We start from the raw sequence: 23,741 nt of genomic DNA on the forward strand, positions 1-23,741 counted from the left end.
TGCATGTCGCCGCCCTAACAACAGCCGGAGGATTTCCCATCTGCGCGTGACTGGGAAACTTCCTGCACGAGCTCGGCCGTCTTCGCATCGCTTCCGGTACGGGCGACATCGGCTTGCGAAACCATGCCGCAGCATTTCCCATCATCGTCGATAACCGGGACACGGCGAACCTGGTTTTTCTCCATCGATGCTAGACAGTCTTCCAGAGAGGTGTCGGGTGTAACGCTGACAACCGACCGGGTCATCACGTCTCCGACGCGTGTCTCCGCCGACATTCCCTCAGCGACGGCCCGGCAACACACGTCGCGATCCGTAATCACGCCGACAAGACCACCCTCATCGTCGACGACCGGGATTTGCCCGCAATCATTATCGACCATAAGCCTGGCAGCGTCCTGCAGGCTTTGGTCTTCCTTGCAGCATGCCGGATCGCTAGTCATAATTTCGCTGGTTTTCATTTGTCTCTCCAAAAGTTTGGCGTTCCGTTCGATGGGAAGCCATCTCCGCCTAAGCAAATGGAGGACGTGACCGCCGCATCGAATCGTCGGGTCCAACAAACCTAATGTTTGACATCATGGGAAGGTCAAGGCCGGCTCGCGAGATTCCAGACTTTCAACAAATTTGGTGCCGGGTCCGTTTCCTTGGCCCAAGGCTGTAACGACCAAGCATGGGTTTGTCTCAATCGAGACCTGTATTCGTGCTTGATGCAAATATCTCTTGACCCTCCAACGATGGCAAGCCGCACCTTGGTGCCGGGCCCCAGAGAGTGGATCGTCGCAGGCTGTTCGGTCTGGAGCTACGGAATGAGCCGCAGCGTATCGGCGGTCTGCGGCGATGCGTGAACTGGATGCAGCGGGCTGCACTGCGCAAGACAGGAAACCCTGTCGACACAGGCGAGCAAAGGGGAAGAACCGATGGCTTGGGGCTTGGCGGCGATCATGATCGTCATCCTATCGTGGATTTTCTACCGGTACTTCGCTCCGCGTGGATGGCGCGAATGGACCGGCGCCGGCCTCGTGCAGGCTTTCATCATCGCCCTCTACGCTGAAATGTTCGGCTTCCCTTTGACCGTATACCTTCTCATACGATTATTCGGGATCGATCGGGAATATGTCAGCGCCAATCTGTGGTCGACACTCGTGGGTCTGGGCGAAACCGGGATGTTTGTCTCGATGCTGATAGGCTACTCGCTAGCCTTCATCGGCGTGGGAATGTTCATTCACGGATGGCGCGCGGTCTATAGCGCGCGTCGCGACGAACGGCTTGTCACCGATGGACTCTATCGTTTCGTACGGCACCCACAGTATACCGGGTTGTTTCTCGCCCTGTTCGGAGAAGGCGTCATTCATTGGCCGACAATCTTTTCGGTCGCTCTCTTCCCGGTGATCGTGCTTGCCTACTATCTTCTCGCGCGCAAGGAAGAACGCGGCATGATCCGTAAATTTGGCGACGGGTATCGCGCTTATATGCGCAAGGTTCCAATGCTGCTGCCACGCCCCGGTCGCTGGAAAGAGCTGGCCAAGAAATCGCAGCAGCCAAGAAGCTAACGGGATCTGAACGAGCGCCAACTCTGAATACCCATATCAAGAGAAACGGCGCTGGACCCGGCGGACGGTAGGCGCGAAGTTCGGGGTGGAGGATAATTGTCCTGCACCTGCCTGCGCGTCCTTCATACAGAGAAGTTTCGGGGTCTTCCGTGCCTTTAACGGTCTATGTCCAATAGGCGGCCTTGACCTTCCCATGATGGGAAGGACTACATTGTCGGTCGAACCTTAATCTGGCGATGCGGAGATGCTTTCTATGCAATCAAAAGAATCACGATTGACGCGCCGCGCGGTCCTCGCCGGTTCCGGTGCTCTGGCCATTGGCGGTGGATTGGCCGCCGTTCTGGGAGCCGGAGGTAGAACTCCGGTGGGTGCCAGCACACCCGCCGGTCGCCGCGTCCTCAAGGCCGGAACGACCAGCGCGCCACTTATCGACAAAGCCTTTCAAATACCGGTGTGGGGTTACAATGGCTCGGTACCGGGTCCTGCTCTCAGGGTTGGGCAGGGAGAGGCCTTCGAGGTCCTGCTGGAAAACGCTCTGGATGAGGAGACAACCATCCATTGGCACGGCGTTCGTGTTCCCAACGCGATGGATGGCGTTCCCCACCTCACCCAGCCCCCCGTGGAGCCCGGCGAAAGGTTCAGATATGCCTTTACGCCGGAGGATGCGGGCACTTTCTGGTACCATCCCCATCAGCGCAGCTTCGAGCAGGTCGGTCGCGGCCTCTACGGACCGCTCATTATCGAAGAGGCAGAGCCGCCGCAGGTCGATCGCGACCTCGTCTGGATGCTCGACGACTGGAGGCTCAATGACCAGGGGCAAATAAGTGGAGGGTTCGGCAGTCGGCACGACGCGATGATGGCAGGCCGGATCGGCAACACGATCACTATCAACGGAAAGCCGGCGGCACCACTGATCGCGAGGCCGAATGAGCGGATCAGGCTGCGGCTCGTGAACGCTGCCAATGCCCGCATCTTCGGGCTCGATTTCGGTGACCTCGATCCAATGGTCGTCGCGCTCGACGGCCAGCCCGTCGAGCCTCACCGCCTAAGCGCGCCCCTGCTTCTCGGGCCGGCAATGCGGGCGGACCTGATCGTCGATTTCGATTATCCCGCCGGGACCCGGCATTCACTGCGCGATGTGTTCTATGATGGACTGGAATACGAACTCACCACATTCGAGTGTCAGGGCAAAGAGGTCAGGGAAAGACGCCTGCCCGACCCCGCGCCGCTACCGCCCAACGCTCTCGCCGAACCCGAACTGGCAACGGCCGAGCGTCACCGGATCATATTCGGTGGCGGGATGATGGGCATGATGGGGCGAACAGCCAGCGGCTCTGACGCGAGGAACGAACAACGAACCGGCTCCGGCATGATGATGGAGCGGATGGGAGGTTCGGGAATGATGTCCGGAGGAATGATGGGCTGGACCGTCAACGGTGTTTCGGCGAGCGGCCATGTTCACGATCCGATTATTTCCGCCGCGCGAGGGACCACGCTTCTCCTCGACATGACCAATGAGACTGCGTGGTGGCACCCGATCCATCTGCATGGCCACAGTTTCCGTGTCTTGTCGCGCAATGGACAGCCGACACAATATCGCGAGTGGCAGGATACCGTGCTCATGGCGCCCGAAGAGCGCGTCGAGATCGCATTCGTAGCGGACAACCCGGGCGACTGGATGTTCCATTGCCATATTCTCGAACACCAGGCCGCAGGAATGATGGCCACCATTCAAGTTAACTGAAAGAAAGGAAAAACTGATGCGTTTGTTACCCAAGGTCTTGATGTCGTTTTCGGCCCTCGCGCTGCTGCCCTCGGCCGCGGCGGCACAGGAAGCAAGACCGTTTGCCACGATCTTCAAGAACCCTCAGTGTAGTTGCTGTGAAAGCTACGGCGACTATCTCGAAGCCAGCGGATATGAGGTGAAGATGGTCGCGACCCACGACCTCGCCCTAATCAAGGAACGCCAGGGTGTGCCCGCCGGGCTCGAGGGATGCCATACGATGCTCATCGGCGGCTACTTCGTCGATGGACATGTGCCGGCCGACAGCGTTGACCGCCTGCTGGAGGAACGTCCGCGGATTTCAGGCATCACGCTTCCCGGCATGCCTGCAGGTTCGCCGGGCATGGGCGGTGCCAAGACAGGCACGTGGACGATTACGGGCGTAAGAGCGGATGGTGCCACGAGCGTCTTTGCGCGATACTGAGCACCGTCCGAAGCCTAGCAAACGCGCTCGAAGCCAAACTTGTGACCAACGTCCTTGGGACGAGCCGGATTGGCATCGTCCGCGAGGTCCTTGAGGATGGGACAGTCGGGACGTTCGTCATTCGTGCAATTCTCGAAAAGATGTTCGAGCGCGTCTATCATCGAATGGATTTCGGCAGCCTTCGACCGCAGGGCGGCAAGATGGCCATCCGCCACTCGGCGCACGTCCTTGCTCGCGCGGGTGTCGTTTTTCCATAAATCGAGCAGTTCGGAGATATCGTCGACCGAAAAGCCCAGATTGCGGGCGCGCCGCACAAACCGGAGTGTATGAATATCTGCCGGAGTGTAGAGGCGGTACCCGGCATCGGTCCGGTCCGCCGCCTCGATCAAACCGATCTTTTCATAATGTCGGATCATCTTGGCAGAAACCCCGCTCGCTGCAGCCGCCTCGCCAATCGTGTGTGAATGTTTCATGCGGGCGCTTTAACCTTCCAATGATGGGAATGCAAGGTGGCTGGCTGAAAGCCGAGAAAATCTCCACAAAATGCCTTGACCTTCCAATGATGGGAAGCCCTATCTTCTTCGTATTGGTTGATTCGATGAAGGAAAAGAAATGAACATTCCGTCGTCCCGGGCCCTGGTGCCGGTCACCGCCATTTCCGCACGCTCCAATACCGATGCGAAAGGCCTCTGTTCTGCCGGTAAAGGCCGACAGCGCAAGTGGATGCTCGCCCTTGGTGTCGTTCTGGCATTGGCCGCGCTGGCGCTTGGCTCGATGTGGTTGGGCTTCGCAGCCATTCTTCCGTTTCTTTATGTACTGCCCTGCCTGGCAATGGTCGCCATGTGCATGCGCAAGAGCGGAACGTCGACCGAAACCTGAAAACCCGTGCCGAATTCGCTCGTGCGCCGAAGCATGAAGGACGGAGCGAAGCCAAAGGCATCAATAATTTGAAAGGAAAGATCATATGAACACTTTTAAGATGACCGCACTCGGCGCGCTCGCGACGGTTGGCCTCGCAACGACGGCCGTCGCGCAGCCCAAGGTCGATCACCGTCCCGACAGAGCCCAAAACACGCAGGAGCAGCAGCGCGCAGAAATGCGGGGCGGAATGCAAGGCGATATGAGCGAGAGGGAGATGTCCGGCATGATGGCCATGATGAACGATCCGGAGATGCGCGCCGAGATGATGGAAATGATGCGTAACTGCAATGAAATGATGAAAAAGAAGCGCGAGCAGATGGCGCAAGGCGAAGCAGGCTGAAGCCTGAGTTCCAGTATGTCTGACGCTTCAACCAGTCCCCCCACCTGCCCCGCATGAACCTGCGGGGCAGGACCCTTCTGTTATAAGGCCAATGCAAACGCTATGACGATAGTCCGCCAGGATAGAACGATGGGGCGCCGCGCGGTGGCGGCAAACCTGCGCTTGCCGGTGACGGCTCGTTTCCGTATTGTGGGATGATGCGGATGCTGCGCGCTCTCGGCCTTATCCTGGTTGGCGTTGGACTCTTTGTTCAAACGGCAGCTCATGCGTCGGCGCTTCCCCAGGAGCCGAGCATGGTCGAGCGCAATTGCAACGACATGGTCATGGACACCACCGACGACGAGGCTGAAAGATCGCCGTGCGCCGACCTGCGGCTCGATTGCCTGGTTGCCCTTGGCTGCATTCCGCCGCTTGTCATGACTCAAGACCTCGCGGTTGTGAGGGTACCGCTGGCGGTCGCTAGCCAGTTTACCGATCTCGCTTTCTTCGAGTTGACTGGCACCGGCGCAGGGCCGGAACCGCCCCCTCCGCAAGCCTAGAAACCTGGAATTGATGCAGATATAGCTCTGCAGGCTATGGCTGGACATTTTGCGCGCGCGAAGGATGTGCGCGAACTGTCTCGAACGCGCGCTCGCCGCGCCCTTTAGCGGAATCCTACTGTCATGAAACGAATATGCTGGACCGCGCTTCCGGTCCTGCTGGCTATCGCGCCGGCGAGTCACGCCCAATCGGTGGGCTATGAAGAAACTCTAGAGGCTGCGGTCAGCGGCCAGCCCCAGGTTCGCACCAGCGAACTACGGCTCGACGCCCGGCGAGAGATCGCCGAGGCGGCTGACGAACTGCCCGATCCGCAATTGCGCGGCGGCATTCGTAACCTCCCGGTGACGGGGCCGGACATTCTCGATCCCACGATGATGACCATGGTCGAGATCGGGATCGAGCAGGACTTTCCCAACCTTGCCGAACGGCGTGCCCGTGCGGGCATCGCTTCTGCGGATATCGATTTTGCTTCGGCCCAACTGGCTCATGCGCGGCACATGGCACGACTGGGCGCTGGACGCGCGTGGATCTCGCTTGCCTATGCCCAGCGCGCGGATCTGGTCGTTGGCGAAGCACTAGACGAGATCGAACGCCTCGTACCCCTTGCGCGCAGTTCGGTTGCGGCGGGTACTGCACGGCCTGGCGAAAGTCTGGAGATCCGCCGAGCCGTCCTTGAAGTGGAAGACGCGCGGACGCGGATCGCGGCAGAGCGCGAAGCCGCGCAGGCTCGTCTCGGCCGATTTATTGGCGCCGAGAATGCGGTCGCTTCGGGCGAAATTCCACCGGTCGATATCCAAGCCGAGCGGCTGCGGGCTACGCTGGAATACAACCCGGAGATTATTCTGGCGGCAGCTCAAGTCCGTCAGGCTGACGCGGCAATCGACCTCGCGCGGTCGGACTTGCGCCCGGATTTCAGCGTCGGGGTCAGTTACGGCGTCAGGGAGCGCCAATATGGTGATTTGTTTTCGGTTATGGGGACGGTCACCTTGCCGCTGTTCAGCAAGAAAAGGCAGGAGCCACGCATTGCTGCGGCGCGGTCGGAAGCGGCTGCGGCACGTGAGGCGCAGCTCGACGAGCTGCGCGCGCTCGAGGCGCAATTCGAGGCTGATCTGGCCGCGTGGCGCAGCGCCTTCCGACAATGGCAGCGCGCGACGGAGGAGTTGCTTCCATTGGCCGAAAGCCGAGCCGAACTCGAACGAGCCAGCTTTGCGGCGGGCAGAGCGGAACTGCTCGACGTGATCGAAGCCATCAAGGCGCTGGCGCTGCTTCGCATCGATATTCTCGAACGCGAGGAAGCGACTGTCGAAGCTGCCGCCAACCTACGACTGACATACAGGGAACACCATCTATGAGAGCCGCAATGGGAGCTGCGTGGGACAGATTGTCACCACGCCAGAAGTCTTGGACGATGGCAGCCACGGTTGCCCTCATCAGTGTTACCGCCGGATATGGCCTCTCGCAGCTTGGCCAAGATGGCGCAGGAACGGCCGAGAGCAGCGGAACGTCGGGCGCAGAATGCGAGGATGTCCTCTACTGGTACGACCCGATGGTCCCCGGACAGCACTTCGACGAACCGGGCAAATCGCCGTTCATGGACATGGAACTGGTGCCCAAATGTGCAGGCGAGGAGGCGACCGCTGGCGTTCAGATCGACGCGGGCCTGGTCCAGAATTTTGGCATTCGCACCGCCGAAGCAGAGTACGGTCTTCTCGAGCCCGAGATAACCGTCACTGGCGTGCTCGCTTATAATGAACGCGACGTCGCGATCGTCCAGCCCCGCGCCGGGGGCTATGTTCAAAGGACTTACGGTCGTGCGCCGGATGACGTGATTGGACGGGGCGCGCCGCTTGCGGATATCCTGGTTCCCGAATGGGGCGGAGCGCAGCAGGAATATCTGGCCGTCCTGAATAGCGGTGATGAAGAACTTGCGCAGGCGATGCGCGAGCGCATGCGCCTTCTGGGCATGTCTCCAGGCCTGATCTCGTCGGTGGGACGCAGCGGACGACCGCATTCGACGATCACTGTTACCGCGCCGATCGGCGGGGCGATCACATCGCTCGGCGTGCGTCCGGGAATGACGGTCATGGCCGGACAGACGCTCGCTGAGATCACCGGTTTCTCGCCGATCTGGCTGGAAGCCGCGGTGCCTGAAACGCAGGCTGCGAATGTACGGGTTGGCCAGCCTGTCAGCGCGAACCTGACCGCGTTTCCCGACGAACGGTTCGCGGGGCGCATTATCGCCATCCTGCCGAGTGCACAGGATGCGAGCCGGACGATCACCGTTCGTGCGCAGCTGCCCAACGCATCCGGACGCCTCAAACCGGGCATGTTCGCGCAGGTTTCGCTGACCCCGGACACACGCCGCGCGCTGCTGGTACCGTCCGAAGCGGTTATCAGGACCGGACGTCGAACCATCGTAATGGTGAGGCAGGACGAGGGCGGTTTCATGCCCGCCGAGGTTCGGATCGGCCGCGAAGCGGGTGGAAGGACCGAAGTGCTGGCCGGACTTTCCGCCGGCGAACAGGTCGTGACATCGGGTCAGTTCCTGCTCGATTCCGAGGCAAGCCTGGCCGGGCTCGATGTCCGCCCGATTGAACAGGTCAGCCGGGAGCAGGCAGATGAAGACGAAGCAACGACTTTCAGTGCGATTGGAATAATCGAGAAAATCGCCGATGGCTCGGTGACGCTGCGCCACGGGCCCGTCCCGCGGCTCGACTGGCCAGCCATGACGATGACCTTCCGCACGAAGAGCGCGGCGCAGATGCGCGGGCTCGAGAAGGGAGACAGAGTCCGTTTCACCTTCATCCAGGAGGATGAGGGCCCCCGGATCGAGACCATCGGGAGGGCCGGACAATGATTGCTCGGATCATCGATGCCTCGATCGCCAACCGCTTGTTCATCGTTCTGGCGGCCATCGCGGTAACGCTAGGCGGTTTCTGGGCAGTGCGCACGACGCCGGTCGACGCGCTGCCCGATCTTTCCGACGTCCAAGTTGTGGTCCGGTCCAACTATCCGGGGCAAGCCCCCCGGATCGTCGAGGACCAGGTTACCTATCCGCTGGCAACGACCATGCTCTCCGTGCCCGGAGCCAAAACCGTCCGCGGTTACTCGATGTTTGGCGACAGCTATGTCTATATCATCTTCGAGGACGGAACCGACCTCTACTGGGCGCGCTCGCGCGTGCTCGAGTATCTCAACCAGGTGCAGAACCGTCTGCCCGATGGTGTGACGAGCACGCTGGGTCCAGATGCCACGGGGGTCGGCTGGATTTACGAATACGCGCTGGTCGATCGCACCGGCGGTCATGACCTTGCCGGGCTACGCAGCCTGCAGGACTGGTTCCTGCGCTACGAGCTCAAGACGATCCCCGGCATTGCCGAAGTCGCGAGCGTCGGCGGTATGGTCAAGCAGTACCAGGTGGTGCTCGAACCTTACCGGATGGCCTCGCTGGGCGTGACCCACGCCGAGATCGTGAGCGCCATCCAGTCTGCCAACCAGGAAGCGGGCGGCTCGATCGTCGAGATGGGCGAAGCCGAATATATGGTTCGCGCCTCGGGCTATCTCGGCGACCTCAATGATTTTCGGCAAATCCCTTTACGTACCGCGAGCGGCGGCGTTCCGGTCACGCTTGGCGACGTAGCGACGATCCAGGTAGGCCCCGAGCTGCGCCGTGGCATCGCCGAGCTCAATGGCGAAGGCGAGGTTGCCGGGGGCATCATCGTTCTGCGTCAGGGTGCGGATGCAAGAAGCGCAATACAGGCCGTCGAACAGAAACTCGACGACTTGCAGGCAAGCCTTCCCGAAGGCGTCGAGATCGTCACGACCTACGATCGCTCTCAGCTCATCGATGCGTCTATAGAGAACCTCACCACGAAGCTCATCGAAGAGTTTATCGTCGTGGCGCTCGTATGCGCGCTGTTCCTCTGGCACGCGCGTTCGGCACTTGTCGCCATCATCACCCTGCCTTTGGGCGTGCTCGCGGCCTTCATCGTGATGCGCTTTCAGGGCGTCAATGCCAACATCATGTCGCTGGGTGGAATAGCCATTGCGGTCGGTGCGATGGTCGATGCCGCCGTCGTCATGATTGAGAACGCGCACAAGCATCTCGAGCGATGGAAACACGAGAATCCCGATACCGTGCTCGCGGTGAAGGAACGCTGGCGGATCATCGCCGATGCATCGAAGGAAGTGGGACCGGCGTTGTTCTTCAGTCTGCTGATCATTACGCTGTCGTTCCTACCGGTCTTCACCCTGCAGGCGCAGGAAGGGCGGTTGTTCGCTCCGCTCGCTTTCACCAAGACCTATGCCATGGCGGCCGCGGCCATTCTGTCGGTAACGCTGGTGCCGGTAATGATGGGATGGCTGATCCGTGGGAAGATCCCTTCGGAGGATTCCAATTTTCTCAACCGCTGGCTGACGAAAATCTATCGTCCGGGGCTCGACTGGGTCATGCGGCGCCCAAAGGCAACGCTGGTGATCGCGGCGCTGATCTTCCTGACCACCGCGATCCCCTTCACCCGGCTTGGCGGCGAGTTTCTCCCCCCGCTCGATGAGGGCGATTTGCTTTACATGCCGAGCGCATTGCCCGGGCTTTCGCCCGGCGAGGCTTCGGCGCTGCTGCAGCGCACCGATCGCCTGATCAAGTCGGTCCCCGAGGTGGAAACGGTGTTCGGCAAGGCGGGGCGCGCCGATACAGCGACGGATCCGGCTCCCCTGACGATGTTCGAAACGACGATCCGCTTCAAGCCGCGCAAGGAGTGGCGCGAGGGAATGACGCCCGATCTGCTGGTCGAGGAACTTGACCGGGTCGTTCAGGTGCCGGGCCTCGCCAATGTCTGGGTGCCGCCGATCCGCAACCGGATCGACATGCTCGCGACCGGGATCAAGAGCCCGATCGGGGTCAAGGTTTCAGGCGACGATCTCGATCAACTCGAACGCGTTGCACTCGATGTGGAGCGTATCGCCAAGACCGTGCCTGGCGTGAGTTCCGCCCTGGCGGAGCGCCTGTCGGGCGGTCGCTATGTCGATGTCGATATCGACCGGATGGCGGCCGCGCGATACGGGCTCAACATTGCCGACATCCAGCAGATCGTCTCTGGTGCAGTTGGCGGTGCCAATGTCGCACGGACCGTCGAGGGGCTGGCGCGCTATCCGATCAATGTGCGCTATCCCCGCGAAATCAGGGACAGCGTCGATGAACTCAGGGCCCTGCCGGTTCTGACGCCGTTCGGCCAACAGATTACGCTCGGCACTGTCGCCCGTATCGCCGTCAGCGACGGTCCGCCGATGCTCAAGAGCGAACAGGGCCGACTGACCAGCTACATCTATGTCGACGTCCGGGGCCGCGATCTTACCTCGGTGGTCGCCGATTTGCAGGAGGCCGTCGCCGCGGGCGTCGATCTGCCTCCCGGCGTCAGCCTGTCCTATGCGGGCCAGTTCGAATATCTGACGCGCGCCTATGAGCGACTGAAGATCGTGGTTCCCGCGACGCTCGCGATCATTTTCCTGCTGCTCTATCTCACTTTCCGGCGCTGGGACGAAGCCTTGCTGATCATGGGCACGCTGCCCTTCGCGCTGACGGGCGGATACTGGTTGCTCTATCTGATGGGCTACAACCAGTCGGTAGCGACGGCGGTCGGATTCATCGCGCTTGCCGGCGTCTCCGCCGAATTCGGCGTGGTGATGCTGATCTACCTGAAAGCCGCACTGGAGCGACGGCAAGCTGACCTGAGCGCCGAAGAAGTGGACGAGGCCATCCGGGAAGGTGCGCTCCTGCGCGTGCGGCCCAAGGCAATGACTGTCGCAGTCATCCTTGCGGGTCTCTTTCCGATCCTGATCGGCACCGGCGCGGGCTCGGAAGTCATGAGCCGCATCGCCGCGCCGATGGTCGGCGGCATGATCACCGCCCCGCTCCTGTCCATGTTCCTGCTTCCCGCCGCTTATCTGTTGTTGCGGCGCCCCCGTCCGGAGAAACCTGCGAACCCTCAAGGAGAAGAAGAATGCGTACCCCAACCTACATGATCCTGCTCGCGGCACCGCTGGCGCTTGCAGCCTGCGACGCTGCAGACGACAGCACCGGGACCCCCATGTCTGACGAGATGGCGAACTCGGACAGTATGCCAATGTCAGGCGAAATGCCGATGGCGGAGGAGACCGGCGGCGAGCAGAGCGCCAGCGCGGAGGGGACGGTAACAGCCATCGATCCCGAGGCGGGCACCGTGACCATCGAGCATGGTCCGGTCGAAAGTATCGGATGGCCGGCGATGACCATGGCCTTCGAAGCCGACGAACAAATCCTCGAACAGGTCAGTGTCGGTGAGGGAATAGCCTTTGAATTTCGTACTGGAACCGAAGGCAGCGTCGTTACCTCGGTAACGCCGCGATAGCATGATGGGTGGGAGGCGCTCGGTTGCGCCGGTGCCTCCCACGCAAAAACAGGTGAATATGCCCGGTATCGACAGCCCCAACTTTCAGAATCGCCGCGACTTCATCAAGAGCGCCGGCCTCGCGGCGACGGGTTTCGCGGCGCTGCCGCTGCTGGGTTGCGGTACGCAAAGCAGGATGTCGCTCGATCAGGGAGGCGAAAGCAATCCTCTTGCCATACCTCGGCTACAGGCAGGAACGATCGAACGGGGCGAGCGTGTCTTTCGCCTGTCCCTGACACCGGGCGAGAAAGAATTCGTGCCCGGCACTCCGTCTCCGACGATCGGTATCGACGCATCCTATCTCGGGCCGACCCTCGAAATGCGCCGCGGCGAACAGGTTCGCTTTCACATCGACAACAAGCTTGCCGAAGATGCGACCGTCCACTGGCATGGTTTCGAACTTCCCGCCACAGCGGATGGCGGACCGCACCAGCTCATACGGCCCGGCGAGCACTGGAGCCCGTCCTTCGAAATACGCCAGCGCGCTTCAATATACTGGTATCATTCGCATCTGCATCGCCGGGCCGGACCGCAGGTCTATGCCGGACTTGCTGCCCCGATCTACGTGCGCGACGAGGAAGAGGATCGCCTCGATCTGCCGAGCCGGTACGGTGTAGATGACATACCGCTCGTCGTGCAGGATCGCGTGATCGACGGCGCGGGCCGCCTTGTTTACCCGCTCGATATGCACTCGCGGATGATGGGGGTGATGGGTGAGCGCATCTATGTGAACGGAACGGCCAATGCCGTTTTCGAGGCCGCCGCCGGTCCGCTGCGCCTGCGGCTTCTCAATGGATCGAATGCGCGGTTCTACACCTTCTCGCTCGAAGGTGATCGTCCGATGCAACTCATTGCAAGCGATGGCGGCCTGCTTGCGGCACCCCGCGAGATTCGCAGTCTTACCCTTTCGCCAGGCGAGCGCGCACAAGTGATAGTCGACCTTTCCGAAGGGCGCCCGCTCCGGCTGATTGCCAGCAGCCCGGATAACGCCATGGGCATGATGGGCGGGGAAGGCCGGGGTATGATGGGCGGCGGAATGATGGGAAACCGGACCGCCAGCGGGAGGCAGGGCCGCACGTTTTCGATCCTCGAAATGCGCCCATCCGGCGCGTCGACTTCAGTTATGCTTCCGCCCACCCTGGCCGCGCTTGCCGCGCCGGACCCCTCGCTCGCCGTTCGCAGCCGCCGTTTCGTACTCGACATGGGCATGATGGGTCGGGGCATGTCGATCAACGGCGAGACCATGAACATGGATGTCATCAATCAGCGCGTACCGGTGGGTCAGTGGGAAATATGGGAAATCGCCAACGCATCGATGATGGCCCATCCCTTTCATATTCATAACGTGCAGTTCCGCTTGCTCGACCGGGACGGTCGGCCTCCGCGGGCGGAAGAGGCGGGCTTCAAGGACACCGTTATCGTCAACCCGCGTGAACAGGTCAGGCTGCTGTTGCGGTTTGAAGAGAATACCGATCCCGACAATCCCTACATGTATCACTGTCATATCCTCGAGCACGAGGACGCAGGCATGATGGGGCAGTTCGTGGTCACGGCCAATTAGGGGAGAACGACAGATGAGCGACGGGCACAATACGATCGAGGGCACGGCGACCGACCCCGTTTGCGGAATGAGCGTGAAGATGGACGGCGCCCGCTTCGTCGATCGACACGAGAGTGGCGACCATTACTTCTGCTCCTCGCGCTGCCTCGACAAGTTCCGCGCGGATCCGGAGATGTATCTTTCGAAGGCGCACCTCGATGCTGTCGAGGATGTCCCGGAAGGTACGATATACACCTGTCCGATGCATCCGGAGATCCGGCAGCCGGGGCCGGGCTCTTGCCCGATATGCGGGATGGCCCTCGAACCTGAAACGGTCACCTTGAACGAGGGCCCCGATCCCGAACTCGTCGACATGCGGCGAAGGTTCTGGTGGAGCGCGCTCTTCACCCTGCCTCTTTTCGCCTACGCGATGGGCGACATGATCCCGTCGCGACCGTTCGATCAGGTCATCGAACCCGCTTTCGCGCAGTGGTTGCAGCTCCTGCTGGCCACTCCGGTGGTGCTTTGGGGCGGCTGGCCCTTCTTCACCCGGGCGCTGCAATCGGTCCGGACCATGAACCTCAACATGTTCACCCTGATCGGCTTCGGCGTTGCCATCGCTTATCTGTTCAGCCTTGTGGCCACCCTCGCCCCGGACATCTTCCCCGAGGCTTTCCGCGATCATGCGGGCCGGGTCGGCGTCTACTACGAGGCCGCAGCGGTTATCACGACCCTCGTGCTGCTCGGGCAGGTCCTAGAACTCAAGGCGCGCGGTTCGACATCGAGCGCCTTGCGAGCGCTTCTCGAACTCGCACCCCCGACCGCGATGAAGATTTTCGGTCGCGGAGACGAGCGCGAAGTACCGCTCGATGAATTGACGTCTGGGGACCTGCTGCGCGTGCGTCCGGGCGACAAGGTCCCCGTCGATGGCACGCTCGAGGATGGAAGCAGCGCCATCGACGAGTCCATGATCAGTGGCGAACCCATTCCCGTCAAGAAAAGCGCGGGCGATCAGGTAATCGGGGGCACTGTCAACCAGACCGGCAGCTTCACCATGCGCGCGACGCAGGTCGGCGCGGACACCATGCTCTCGAAGATCGTGCAGATGGTGGCGGAGGCGCAGCGCAGCCGGGCACCGATCCAGCGGCTCGCCGACCAAGTCACCGGATGGTTCGTGCCCATCGTCGTCCTTGTCGCTATCGTGAGTTTTGTCGTCTGGGCCATCTGGGGACCGGCACCGGCCCTTGCCTACGCGCTCGTCAACGCGGTCGCCGTTCTGATCATCGCCTGTCCCTGCGCGCTCGGACTGGCGACGCCAATGTCGATCATGACCGGCACCGGCAAGGGAGCCCAGCACGGCATCCTGATCAAGAACGCCGAAGCGCTCGAAACGCTGGAAAAGATCGATACGCTGGTTGTCGACAAGACCGGCACACTGACCCGGGGCAAGCCCGATCTTGTCGACGTAAAACCGCAGTCAGATTTCGACGAGCAGGAGTTGCTGAGCCTTGTCGCTGCCGTTGAGAGAGGAAGCGAGCATCCGCTCGCCCACGCGATCGTGGAAGGGGCTCAAAACCGGGGCGCTGCCATTCTCGACGCTTCCGATATCGAGTCCGTGACCGGCGAAGGCATCCAGGCAAATGTCGACAAGCGCAGGGTCGCGATCGGGAATGAAAAGATGATGGAGCGTATAGGGGCGCTCGAAGAAGGCTGGCGGTCAACGGCGGACGAAGGCCGAAGCCTCGGACAGACGGTGATGTTCGTGGCCGTGGACGGGGCACCGGCAGGCCTTATCGCTGTCGCCGATCCGATCAAGGAAACCAGCCGCACCGCTATTGCCGCGCTGCATGAGCGCAGCATCAAAATCGTAATGCTTACCGGCGACAGCGAAGCCACCGCGCGTGCGGTAGCAAGCCAGGTCGGTATCGACGAAGTCGAAGCGAACGTCTCGCCCGAGGACAAACATCGCAAGATCGAGCAGTTGAAGAGCGAGAGTCGCCGGGTCGCTATGGCCGGCGACGGCATAAACGACGCACCCGCGCTTGCCGCTTCGCATGTCGGCATCGCGATGGGAACGGGTACCGATGTCGCGATCGAAAGCGCGGGCGTGACATTGGTGCGCGGCGACCTGGTCGGCGTTGTTCAGGCGCTCGTCCTGTCTCGGGCCACTATGCGAAACATCAGGCAGAACCTGTTCTTTGCCTTTGCGTATAATGCGCTCGGCATACCGGTCGCAGCAGGTGTCCTCTATCCATGGACCGGGTTGCTTTTGAACCCGATGATCGCGGCCGCAGCGATGAGCCTGTCTTCGGTATCGGTGATCGGCAACGCCCTGCGCCTGCGCGGCCTCGCTCTTCCCAAATTCGATACCTGAGCGATGGGGACGGGACGGAGATCGCAGGAGTGACGAATCAGACGATGCAGGATCAGGACCAAATCTCTGAGGAATCGCGCGAATGGCGCGGTGCTCATCCAGCCCTCTGGATCGCGATATTCGGAATTCTTATCGCATTCGCCTGGGAGATGCTTCAGCTTCCTTTCTACCAGTCGGGAGGTCTGTCGCCTGCCGAGGCAGCACGTCGCTGCGGCCTGGCCTCGTTCGGCGATGCCGGGATCATGGTGGCCGCTTATCTCGGCGCCTCTGTCGGCAGTGGTAAAACGCCGTGGCTCGTAGACTGGCCGATCTCGCGTTTGGTCGTGTTCCTGGGAATCGGCCTGGCCATTACTGCCATGGTCGAAGTGCTGGCTGTCGGTGCCGACTGGGGGTGGTCCTATAGTGCAATCATGCCGCTTGTGCCCGGGACCAAAATCGGCCTGGTACCGATCGTGATGTGGGTCGCGGTTCCCACCGCCACCTTGTGGCTCGCGCGCCGTCTCGGCACCGGACCCCGCTGATCGCAAACCGGGATCTCCTATCCCTCGACAGCTGCCGGCTGCGGTCCCGATGGTGATCGACTTACCCGAAATCCGGCAATCAGGGCCAGCAGCGTGAGCAATTGCGCGCCGATCGTCTCGACAGTCGGGAAGAAGCCGAGTTCGGCGAGGCGCGGCAAGCCGGCGATGAAAGTGGCGGAAAGAACTCCGGCCTCCTGGAAAGCGCCCACGCCCTTGCCCGCGAGAATGACCGCAAGGATCGCAATCAGGATAGCACTGTAGCGGAAGAACTGGGTGATCGGCAGTTTGCGGCTGTAGCGCAGCATGGCCCAAGCAATGAGCGCCAGCAGCGCTACTGCCGACAAGGCACCTAACAGTATGATGCCGCTGCTCTGCGGGTTCCACAGGGCAGCGTAGAACAGGATAGTCTCGAAAGCTTCGCGGTAGACCACGACAAAGGCGAGCCCGAAGAGAAACCATGCCGATCCGCGCGAAAGCGCCTTGCCCATTTTTTCCTGGATATAGCGCCGCCACTCCTCGGCCTGGGATTTGCCGTGCATCCAGATCCCGACCGATACGAGAATGACAGCCGCAAGCAGCGCGCCGATCCCTTCGGTCATCTCGCGGCTCGCCCCGCTGATGCTTACGAAGTAGGTTGCTACGACCCAGGTGGCGACACCTGCGAAAAGAGCAGCGATCCAGCCACCATGGATATAGGGCAATACCTCGGAGCGCTGCGACTTTTTCACAAAGGCGATCATGGCGATCACAACCAGAAGTGCTTCGATCCCCTCGCGCAGCAGGATGGTGAACGCCCCGAGAAAGGTCGAGATTTCGCTGGCCGCCTCAGGAGCCAACGCTCCCTCGGCTCTGGCCAGCAGACTATCGATGCGAGCCCTTAGTTGCTGTAGTTCGGATGGATCCGCACCGGACTCTATTCCGGCCCGAAATTGCCCGAGCGCCTGTTCTACCTCGCGCATCAAACCGCCATCGCGCGTTGCAAGGAGGGCCTCCAGGGGTTCGAACCCGTCGAGATAGGCAGACAGGGCAAGCTGCCGCGCTTCTTCACGGTCGCCAGCCCGATAGGCTGACAGGCTGCGATCGAGCGTATCGCGAACGAAGGCGAGCGAACCTGTGTCATTTGCCTGTCCCACCGCATTGGGATTGGCGCGAAGATAGGCCATGACGGCGAGCGCACGGTCCTCGCCGATCTCCTCGGCCAGACTTTCCGGTGTGAGCGCGGCGAGCGTCTCGAGATCGGGGACAAGCTGGCGTATGCCATCATCTTCCCGCCAGATACGCTCGCCTTTGGCCACATCTTCAAAAGCAATGCTGCCGGCATAGAATGCAAGCGCCCAGCGATCCTCGTCGGATAGCGATGCGAAGCTGGCCATGGACGTTCCTTCAAGCCCCTGCGTGATGACCTGGTAAAGCCCGAACGCACTGCGCTGCCGTGCCCGGTCGATATCGGTAAAGTCTATCGGCGGGGGATCGAGCGCCTGCATTGCGGCCGGTGGCGCACTTCCGGCGGCGCCGTGACACGATGCGCAGTTCTGCGCGAAGAGAGTGCGGGCGCGGACAAGGTCGGGCGCCTGCGAAGGGGCGAGCGGAACCGGGTAGGCTGTCAGCAACGAGGCTGCCAGCGCGCGCGCGAAGCGCCCAACTCGCTCGGCAGGTTCCTTGTTGGCGATCAGAGCTCGCAGCTGGTCCGATCGGCGGATGAGTGCTTGATTGTCTTTAGTGTCCGGAAATGCAGCGACCTGCCGCGCCACGACATCGGAAAACTCCACCATTTCGCGATATTCGAATTCGTCGGCAACACGTCCCTCGGAAACCGCGGAGGCGTAGTCGACCGCGATATAATCGAGCAGACGCCAGGTGGTTCGCACATCGGGTTCTTCCGCGTTCGCGGTGACGGACAGACACAGCGCAAGCGCCAGCAGAATGAGCCGCAGTGCCGGATGGACGGTGGCGGAGACGATGCGATGCATGAGGGGTCTCTATATCTGTTGCAATTAATTCGCAATAGCAGGGTCAAGACGGAAACGTATTTCCCTCAATCCGCAATCGCGGGCATATTCTGGAGTTTAGGTAGAGCGCAGTTCGCCACGTGCCTGTTTGAAGACTTCGGCACTTCCCCACACCGCCAGTCCTGCCATGATGCTCGCCACAACCAGATCGGGCCACGCACGGCCGGTGCCGAAAACGCCAATCGCTGCCGCCAGCACGGCGATATTACCGATCGCGTCGTTGCGCGAACAGATCCACACCGAGCGCATGTTCGCATCGCCCGAGCGATACCGGAACAGCATCGCGGCGACGGCGAGATTTACCGCCAAAGCAAGAGAACCGATGGCGCCCATCGTTCCCGGGTCGGGCGACGCCCCGACAAAAAAACCCCAGATGGCCGAGCCGAGCACCCACAGGCCGAAAGCCAGCATGGTCGCCGCCTTTACGAGAGCCGCACGCGCGCGCCAGACGAGCGCCATGCTCGCTACGCCGAGACTGATAGCATAGTTTGCCGCATCACCGAGAAAGTCGAGCGCGTCGGCCTGCAAGGCGCGCGAATCCGCAGCAATGCCTGCCACGATCTCCACACCGAACATGATTGCATTAAGGCCCAGCGCGATCCACAGAATGCGCCGCCATGTCGGATCGTTGTTGTTTGCACCGCCCTCATCGGGACCGCAGCAGGTCTTTCCCATTTACTCGACTCCTTGCGTCGATCCGCCCTATGCACCTTGTAGTAACTACAAGGTCAAGCCGCAGGAGCCTTTGTCATGAGAATTGGTCAACTTGCCCGGATAACCGGCGTCAAATCCGAAACAATCCGCTTCTACGAGCGCGAAGGTATCCTCGCTGCCCCTCCGCGCACGAAGGCCAATTATCGCGACTATGGACCTGCAGAGGAAGCGCGCCTTAACTTCATACGGCGCGCGCGTGATCTCGGCTTCTCGATGGCACGCATCAGGGAATTGCTCGATCTCTCCGATGATGCCGACCGGTCCTGCGCGGGCATTGACGCTCTGGCCAGAAGCCATCTCGGCGAAGTCGAGCGCAAGATCGCCAGCCTGGAGGCGTTGCGGACGGAGCTTGGGCGCATGATCGCTGCCTGCGAGCAAGACACGGTAGGCGATTGTCGCATCATCGATGCACTTGCCGGTACCACCGAGCCTTGATGCCCGCGCCTCGTGCGCCAGTTCGGTCAGGCTCGCCGATGCACGGCTTTTGTCCGCCGCCCCTAAGAGACTTAACTTCGGGAAAGGCCGACGAGTGCGAAGCTGCCCGTGTCGCCATCCCGGGTCTGTCGAACGGGTTATGATGCTGCTGTCGGCCAGTTCCAGACGGCCATTTTTTCAATGCTCATATCCTCCATCGTGTAGGCGATCCCGCCGACGCCAAGCCCGGAGCGGCGCAGCCCTGCAAAAGGCATCCAGTCGACGCGGAATGCCGTATGGTCGTTCACCATCACCGCCGATCCCGTCAGAGACCTGGTGCAATGATTGGCGATTGACAGCCGATCGCTGAATACAGCGGCCTGAAAGGCGTAAGGCAGGGCATTGGCCTGCTCGATAGCCAGGTCGATATCGTCATAGCCATACACGCAGATCACGGGGCCGAAGATTTCTTCCTGGGATACCTTGGCGCTTTCCGGAGGATCAACAATGACGGTCGGGGAGAAAAGAGTGTCACTCAGACGGCTTCCCCCGCACACCAGGGTGCCTCCTGCTGCGATGGCTTCATCGACCCAGCGTTCGACGCGGTCAACTTCCTCCGTTCGGATCAGGGGTCCGCATTGGTCTCAGCATCGGCGGGATCGCCCACGACCAGCTTTTCGGCAGCTCGCCCTAAGTCATTGGCGAAGTCTTTCAATTCTGCAGCAGGGACGAATACGCGCTGCACGGAAACGCAGACCTGACCCGAATGATAGAACCCGCCTTTTAGCAACGAGGCGATCACTGCTGCGCGCTCCACGCCGCTGTCCACGATTACCGGCGCCGCACCGCCGTGCTCGAGAGCAATGCGGGTTCCCGGCGCCAGCTTCGAGCGAAGCATCCAGCCGATTTTCGCAGAACCGATGAATGAGAAGAACGCCGTGCGCGGATCGGTTACCATTCTTTCGGCGACATTGTTGCTGCACGGAGCGAACCGGCACCAGGCCCCGGGCAGGCCGGCTTCATGGAGAATGCCCACGAAGCTCTGGCATGAAAGAGGCGTTTCCAGCGCAGGCTTGATGAGAACGGGGCACCCGGCTGCTACCGCCGGTCCAACCTGATGGACGATCAGGTTGAGCGGGTGATTGAATGCCGAGATCGCCACGACAGGACCGATCGGCTCGCGGAAGGTATATGCCGTCCTTCCCGCACCCGCTTCTGTCAGGTCCATGGGGATCTCGTGACCGCCGCCATCGCTGAGCGCCTGAACGCACAAGTCGACGCTGTTGATCGCGCGACCGGCTTCCACGCGCGCATCGACCAGGGGTTTGCCGCCCTCCCTGACGATCTGGAGAGCCAGATCCTCGGCTCGTTCGCGCATGATATCCGCAGCCCGCCGGAGGATGGCGACACGCTCGTGCACGGCAAGCCAGCCATGGCGGTCGCGGTGGAGCAACTGCGCTTCATTCAGCCATTCATCGATTTGAGCCCAGCCAACAAGCGGTACTTCTGCAATCGGCGAGCGGTCGAAAGGATTGTGAACGATCGTTTTCATAGCTCACACACCTTTGCGCCGAGTTCATCAATCAGCACCTTCTTGTTTTCGGAATAGTCGACGGGCAGATCGACAAGGTGCACGCCGCCAGCCTCGAATGCGGCGTTCAGGACCGAAACCAGATCCGCACTTCGCTCGACACGGTGGCCGGTCGCTCCATAGCTTTGTGCGTAGGTGACAAAGTCGGGATTGGAAAAGGTCAGGCCGTAGTCCGGAAAGCCAAGCTGGTCCTGCTTCCAGCGGATCATCCCGTATGCTGCATCATTCAGAACGAGAACGACAAGGTTCAGTCCAAGCCTGACGGCCGTTTCCAGTTCCTGCGAGTTCATCATGAACCCGCCATCGCCGCATACCGCGAGCACTCTGCGCCCCGGCGCCAGCATCGCAGCCATCATGGCGGATGGAAGGCCAGCACCCATCGTCGCCAATGCATTGTCGAGCAGGATGGTGCCAGGCTCGTGGGCGATGTAGTTTCTGGCGAACCAGATCTTGTAGATGCCGTTGTCGAGCGCAACGATATCATCGCGCGCCATTACGCTGCGTACGTCGGCAACCACGCGCTGGGGGACCATTGGAAAACGTTCGTCGTCGCTGGTCTCGGAGATGTGCGATGCAATCTCGTGATGCAGGGCGGTATAATAGCTGCGGTCGCACTGCAGCTTGCCATCCAGGCGGTTTCCCAGCCGCTCGACCGATCCGGCGATGTCGCCGATGACCTCGAGCTGCGGGAAGTAGACCTGATCGACTTCGGCTGCCTTGTAATTGATATGGATGACGGTCTGCCCGCCCGGCTCCATGAAGAAGGGCGGCTTCTCCACCACGTCGTGACCGATATTGACGATCAGATCGGCCTTTTCGATTGCGCAGTGAACATAATCGCCCGACGATAGCGCCGCGGTGCCCAGATAGAGCTCGCTATCTTCATCGACCACGCCCTTGCCCATCTGGGTGTCGAAGAAGGGAAAGCCGGTATCAGACACGAATTTGCGCAACGCTTTCGAAGCGCGGCGGCGGTTCGCTCCGGCACCGATCAGGAGCAATGGCCGCTCAGCCGCGATGATGCGCTCGGCCGCTTCGTCGAGCGCAGCATCTCCGGCGACCGCATAACGCCTGTCATGCGGCGGTATGACCGGTTCGATCGTTTCCTCTTCAGCGATATCTTCGGGCAGTTCCAGGAGGACGGCTCCGGGTCTTTCTTCCTGCGCCAGGCGGAAACCTTCGCGAACGAGAGAGGGGATGCGGTTGCCGTTCACAATCTGGGTCGAAGCCTTGCAGAGCGGAGTGAACAGGGAAACGACATCGACGATCTGGAACTGGGCCTGTTTCGATGTCTTTATCGGCTTCTGTCCGGTAATGATGACAAGCGGAAAGGCCCCGAGCGCGGCATAGGCCGCCGGTGTGGTCAGGTTCGTCGCCCCAGGCCCGAGAGTCGCCAGGCACACACCTGCCTTGCCGGTCAGGCGGCCATAGGTCGTCGCCATGAAGCCAGCGCCCTGTTCGTGACGGGCCAGAACCAGCGTGATGGCGGAAGTTCGCAGCGATTCCAGAAGATCCAGGTTTTCTTCGCCTGGAACGGCGAAAACATATTCGACGCCCTCGGCTTCGAGTGCGGCGACCATGAGATCGGATGCTTTCATTCCTTGGTCCTCATTTTACGAGTTGCAGGGCGGTTCATGTCGTGCGCTGTCAAGCTGCTTGCCCACAGCGACCGACCCGATCGCCGCGCTTGTCAATGGTCGTGGTCATGGTTGTGGTGATGGTTCTTCTCGACCTGATGGTCCGGGATCATGTCGGGATCACAGTTCGCCGCGAGACAGGCTTCGAACGTAGCATGGGCGATGGCGTGCTGCGTCTCGAGCATACCGCGAGCCCGCGCCTTCACATCCTCGAAAGCCTGCAGCGAAGATTCGGCAGGAACGATATGCGCCTCAAGCGCGCGATAATGCTCACTGATGCTCCAGACATGGACGTGATGGACGTCGGCCACGCCTTCTGTGTCACGCAGGTCGCTCACAATGCGATCGAACTCGCTTTCGTCCGGCACCGCACCCATCAAGAGCCGCACCGTGCGAGGCAACAAAGTGACGCCCTGCCAGATCACATAGGCAGCAATGACCACACTTTCCAAGAAATCCCTCCTTGAAACGAAAAGGCAATCGACGTCGATTGTCTGAGATGGTCGCCGCAGCCAACCGATCATAGAAATGCTGCGGCGACCAACAGACTATTATCCCTTAGTCTTGGATCGGGACGTGACGGCCCTGCGATCGACCACGGTGATCCGGCGCGTCTTGGCATCGATCACCAGTCGTTCGGTGACGCCATTCCCCGGAAAGGCGACGACGTAACGCGGATTGAGCGAGAGCATCTGTTCGTTGCGCTTGAAGCCGGCGCGGGCACCAAGCCGACGATCGAGCGAATAGGTCAACTGCTGGACTTCGCGGCGCTCGGCCCAGCTCGCTGCCAGACGATCGGCCCCCTTGCCGTCGCCGCCATGGACCAGAAAGAGATCGGGAACCGCATCGCGAACCTTGTCGAGCGTCGCCCAGATATTTTCGGCGTATATCGAGGCCGTCTATCTCGCCCTTCGAGATGGTCGAATGAGGATTGATGATGAGCGCTGTGAGGCGGTTGCAA

General features: G+C 61.1%; 21 protein-coding genes and 2 pseudogenes. 14 read left to right on the forward strand and 9 right to left on the reverse strand.

What is annotated here, in order from left to right; translation table 11 throughout:
- Positions 1-14: 14 nt before the first annotated feature.
- Both MKP08_RS01625 and MKP08_RS01630 read right to left on the reverse strand, forming a co-directional pair.
- Positions 15-458, reverse strand: coding sequence for a CBS domain-containing protein (locus MKP08_RS01625; protein ID WP_241554619.1), 444 nt, complete (start codon positions 456-458; stop codon positions 15-17).
- Positions 459-796: 338 nt separating this feature from the next.
- Positions 797-940 carry a hypothetical protein gene (locus tag MKP08_RS01630; RefSeq protein ID WP_241554620.1) on the reverse strand — a complete coding sequence of 48 codons (144 nt, stop codon included), beginning with the start codon at positions 938-940 and terminating at the stop codon, positions 797-799.
- Here MKP08_RS01630 and MKP08_RS01635 point away from each other — a divergent pair.
- The 3 genes from MKP08_RS01635 to MKP08_RS01645 all read left to right on the forward strand — a co-directional run bounded on the left by MKP08_RS01635 (position 939) and on the right by MKP08_RS01645 (position 3,754).
- Positions 939-1,547 carry an isoprenylcysteine carboxylmethyltransferase family protein gene (locus tag MKP08_RS01635; RefSeq protein WP_241554621.1) on the forward strand — a complete coding sequence of 203 codons (609 nt, stop codon included), beginning with the start codon at positions 939-941 and terminating at the stop codon, positions 1,545-1,547. The genes MKP08_RS01630 and MKP08_RS01635 overlap by 2 nt on opposite strands.
- A 274-nt stretch (positions 1,548-1,821) precedes the next feature.
- The gene (locus tag MKP08_RS01640; RefSeq protein ID WP_241554622.1) at positions 1,822-3,291 is read left to right on the forward strand and encodes a multicopper oxidase family protein; all 1,470 of its coding nucleotides are present in this window, start codon (positions 1,822-1,824) and stop codon (positions 3,289-3,291) included.
- Between the two features lie 16 nt (positions 3,292-3,307).
- Positions 3,308-3,754 carry a DUF411 domain-containing protein gene (locus MKP08_RS01645; protein ID WP_054527531.1) on the forward strand — a complete coding sequence of 149 codons (447 nt, stop codon included), beginning with the start codon at positions 3,308-3,310 and terminating at the stop codon, positions 3,752-3,754.
- 14 nt (positions 3,755-3,768) lie between these two features.
- Here MKP08_RS01645 and MKP08_RS01650 read toward each other — a convergent pair whose 3' ends face one another.
- On the reverse strand, positions 3,769-4,227 hold the full coding sequence (locus tag MKP08_RS01650; protein WP_241554623.1) for a Cu(I)-responsive transcriptional regulator: 459 nt from the start codon (positions 4,225-4,227) through the stop codon (positions 3,769-3,771).
- 139 nt (positions 4,228-4,366) lie between these two features.
- Between MKP08_RS01650 and MKP08_RS01655 the strand changes: the two genes are divergently transcribed.
- The 10 genes from MKP08_RS01655 to MKP08_RS01700 all read left to right on the forward strand — a co-directional run bounded on the left by MKP08_RS01655 (position 4,367) and on the right by MKP08_RS01700 (position 16,415).
- Positions 4,367-4,633 carry a hypothetical protein gene (locus MKP08_RS01655; protein ID WP_241554624.1) on the forward strand — a complete coding sequence of 89 codons (267 nt, stop codon included), beginning with the start codon at positions 4,367-4,369 and terminating at the stop codon, positions 4,631-4,633.
- 85 nt (positions 4,634-4,718) lie between these two features.
- Positions 4,719-5,015: a hypothetical protein gene (locus tag MKP08_RS01660; protein WP_241554625.1), complete on the forward strand. Its 297-nt coding sequence runs from the start codon at positions 4,719-4,721 to the stop codon at positions 5,013-5,015.
- Positions 5,016-5,308: 293 nt separating this feature from the next.
- A complete protein-coding gene (locus MKP08_RS01665) occupies positions 5,309-5,554 on the forward strand; it encodes a hypothetical protein (RefSeq protein ID WP_179407719.1) in 246 nt (81 codons plus the stop codon).
- A gap of 123 nt (positions 5,555-5,677) precedes the next feature.
- The gene (locus tag MKP08_RS01670; protein WP_241554626.1) at positions 5,678-6,907 is read left to right on the forward strand and encodes a TolC family protein; all 1,230 of its coding nucleotides are present in this window, start codon (positions 5,678-5,680) and stop codon (positions 6,905-6,907) included.
- Positions 6,908-6,915: 8 nt separating this feature from the next.
- A complete protein-coding gene (locus MKP08_RS01675) occupies positions 6,916-8,412 on the forward strand; it encodes an efflux RND transporter periplasmic adaptor subunit (protein WP_241555499.1) in 1,497 nt (498 codons plus the stop codon).
- Positions 8,409-11,576, forward strand: a complete 3,168-nt coding sequence (locus MKP08_RS01680; RefSeq protein WP_241554627.1) for an efflux RND transporter permease subunit — start codon at positions 8,409-8,411, stop codon at positions 11,574-11,576. Before MKP08_RS01675 ends, MKP08_RS01680 begins: the two co-directional genes overlap by 4 nt.
- A complete protein-coding gene (locus tag MKP08_RS01685; RefSeq protein WP_241554628.1) occupies positions 11,555-11,941 on the forward strand; it encodes a copper-binding protein in 387 nt (128 codons plus the stop codon). The genes MKP08_RS01680 and MKP08_RS01685 overlap by 22 nt, the downstream gene beginning before the upstream one ends.
- A 58-nt stretch (positions 11,942-11,999) precedes the next feature.
- On the forward strand, positions 12,000-13,541 hold the full coding sequence (locus MKP08_RS01690; protein WP_241554629.1) for a multicopper oxidase family protein: 1,542 nt from the start codon (positions 12,000-12,002) through the stop codon (positions 13,539-13,541).
- Between the two features lie 13 nt (positions 13,542-13,554).
- Positions 13,555-15,894 carry a heavy metal translocating P-type ATPase gene (locus tag MKP08_RS01695; protein WP_241554630.1) on the forward strand — a complete coding sequence of 780 codons (2,340 nt, stop codon included), beginning with the start codon at positions 13,555-13,557 and terminating at the stop codon, positions 15,892-15,894.
- A 29-nt stretch (positions 15,895-15,923) separates the two neighbouring features.
- Positions 15,924-16,415 (forward strand): hypothetical protein, encoded by a 492-nt coding sequence (locus MKP08_RS01700; RefSeq protein ID WP_230279358.1) that lies wholly within the window; start codon positions 15,924-15,926, stop codon positions 16,413-16,415.
- A gap of 17 nt (positions 16,416-16,432) precedes the next feature.
- On the opposite strand, the gene MKP08_RS01705 is transcribed toward MKP08_RS01700, so the two are convergent.
- Positions 16,433-18,385: a cytochrome c/FTR1 family iron permease gene (locus MKP08_RS01705; protein ID WP_241554631.1), complete on the reverse strand. Its 1,953-nt coding sequence runs from the start codon at positions 18,383-18,385 to the stop codon at positions 16,433-16,435.
- Between the two features lie 96 nt (positions 18,386-18,481).
- Entirely contained in the window at positions 18,482-19,099 is a 618-nt protein-coding gene (locus MKP08_RS01710; RefSeq protein WP_241554632.1) for a cation transporter, read from the reverse strand.
- A 75-nt stretch (positions 19,100-19,174) separates the two neighbouring features.
- Here MKP08_RS01710 and MKP08_RS01715 point away from each other — a divergent pair, with 75 nt between their 5' ends.
- On the forward strand, positions 19,175-19,573 hold the full coding sequence (locus MKP08_RS01715; RefSeq protein WP_008603824.1) for a helix-turn-helix domain-containing protein: 399 nt from the start codon (positions 19,175-19,177) through the stop codon (positions 19,571-19,573).
- A 137-nt stretch (positions 19,574-19,710) separates the two neighbouring features.
- On the opposite strand, the pseudogene MKP08_RS01725 reads toward MKP08_RS01715, so the two are convergent.
- From MKP08_RS01725 to MKP08_RS01740, 4 genes and pseudogenes are all read right to left on the reverse strand, one after another.
- Positions 19,711-21,104: pseudogene (locus MKP08_RS01725) on the reverse strand (aldehyde dehydrogenase family protein).
- Positions 21,101-22,741 carry an acetolactate synthase large subunit gene (locus MKP08_RS01730; protein WP_066761537.1) on the reverse strand — a complete coding sequence of 547 codons (1,641 nt, stop codon included), beginning with the start codon at positions 22,739-22,741 and terminating at the stop codon, positions 21,101-21,103. The pseudogene MKP08_RS01725 and the gene MKP08_RS01730 overlap by 4 nt, the downstream one beginning before the upstream one ends.
- A gap of 92 nt (positions 22,742-22,833) precedes the next feature.
- Complete coding sequence (locus MKP08_RS01735; RefSeq protein ID WP_241554634.1) at positions 22,834-23,232, reverse strand: hypothetical protein; 399 nt, start codon at positions 23,230-23,232, stop codon at positions 22,834-22,836.
- A gap of 99 nt (positions 23,233-23,331) precedes the next feature.
- Positions 23,332-23,676: pseudogene (locus MKP08_RS01740) on the reverse strand (DUF2493 domain-containing protein); the annotation flags it as partial.
- Positions 23,677-23,741: the final 65 nt, after the last annotated feature.

This window comes from Erythrobacter sp. LQ02-29 (assembly GCF_022576075.2).
Taxonomy (GTDB): Bacteria; Pseudomonadota; Alphaproteobacteria; order Sphingomonadales; family Sphingomonadaceae; genus Alteriqipengyuania.

Coding starts and splice junctions, on each gene's coding strand:
- MKP08_RS01710 (WP_241554632.1), bottom strand. CDS start 19,099: ATGGGAAAGACCTGCTGCGGTCCCGATGAGGGCGGTGCAAACAACAAC.
- MKP08_RS01630 (WP_241554620.1), bottom strand. CDS start 940: ATGATCGCCGCCAAGCCCCAAGCCATCGGTTCTTCCCCTTTGCTCGCC.
- MKP08_RS01660 (WP_241554625.1), top strand. CDS start 4,719: ATGAACACTTTTAAGATGACCGCACTCGGCGCGCTCGCGACGGTTGGC.
- MKP08_RS01650 (WP_241554623.1), bottom strand. CDS start 4,227: ATGAAACATTCACACACGATTGGCGAGGCGGCTGCAGCGAGCGGGGTT.
- MKP08_RS01715 (WP_008603824.1), top strand. CDS start 19,175: ATGAGAATTGGTCAACTTGCCCGGATAACCGGCGTCAAATCCGAAACA.
- MKP08_RS01675 (WP_241555499.1), top strand. CDS start 6,916: ATGGGAGCTGCGTGGGACAGATTGTCACCACGCCAGAAGTCTTGGACG.
- MKP08_RS01690 (WP_241554629.1), top strand. CDS start 12,000: ATGCCCGGTATCGACAGCCCCAACTTTCAGAATCGCCGCGACTTCATC.
- MKP08_RS01705 (WP_241554631.1), bottom strand. CDS start 18,385: ATGCATCGCATCGTCTCCGCCACCGTCCATCCGGCACTGCGGCTCATT.
- MKP08_RS01645 (WP_054527531.1), top strand. CDS start 3,308: ATGCGTTTGTTACCCAAGGTCTTGATGTCGTTTTCGGCCCTCGCGCTG.
- MKP08_RS01665 (WP_179407719.1), top strand. CDS start 5,309: ATGGTCGAGCGCAATTGCAACGACATGGTCATGGACACCACCGACGAC.
- MKP08_RS01625 (WP_241554619.1), bottom strand. CDS start 458: ATGAAAACCAGCGAAATTATGACTAGCGATCCGGCATGCTGCAAGGAA.
- MKP08_RS01635 (WP_241554621.1), top strand. CDS start 939: ATGATCGTCATCCTATCGTGGATTTTCTACCGGTACTTCGCTCCGCGT.
- MKP08_RS01695 (WP_241554630.1), top strand. CDS start 13,555: ATGAGCGACGGGCACAATACGATCGAGGGCACGGCGACCGACCCCGTT.
- MKP08_RS01655 (WP_241554624.1), top strand. CDS start 4,367: ATGAACATTCCGTCGTCCCGGGCCCTGGTGCCGGTCACCGCCATTTCC.
- MKP08_RS01730 (WP_066761537.1), bottom strand. CDS start 22,741: ATGAAAGCATCCGATCTCATGGTCGCCGCACTCGAAGCCGAGGGCGTC.
- MKP08_RS01670 (WP_241554626.1), top strand. CDS start 5,678: ATGAAACGAATATGCTGGACCGCGCTTCCGGTCCTGCTGGCTATCGCG.
- MKP08_RS01685 (WP_241554628.1), top strand. CDS start 11,555: ATGCGTACCCCAACCTACATGATCCTGCTCGCGGCACCGCTGGCGCTT.
- MKP08_RS01680 (WP_241554627.1), top strand. CDS start 8,409: ATGATTGCTCGGATCATCGATGCCTCGATCGCCAACCGCTTGTTCATC.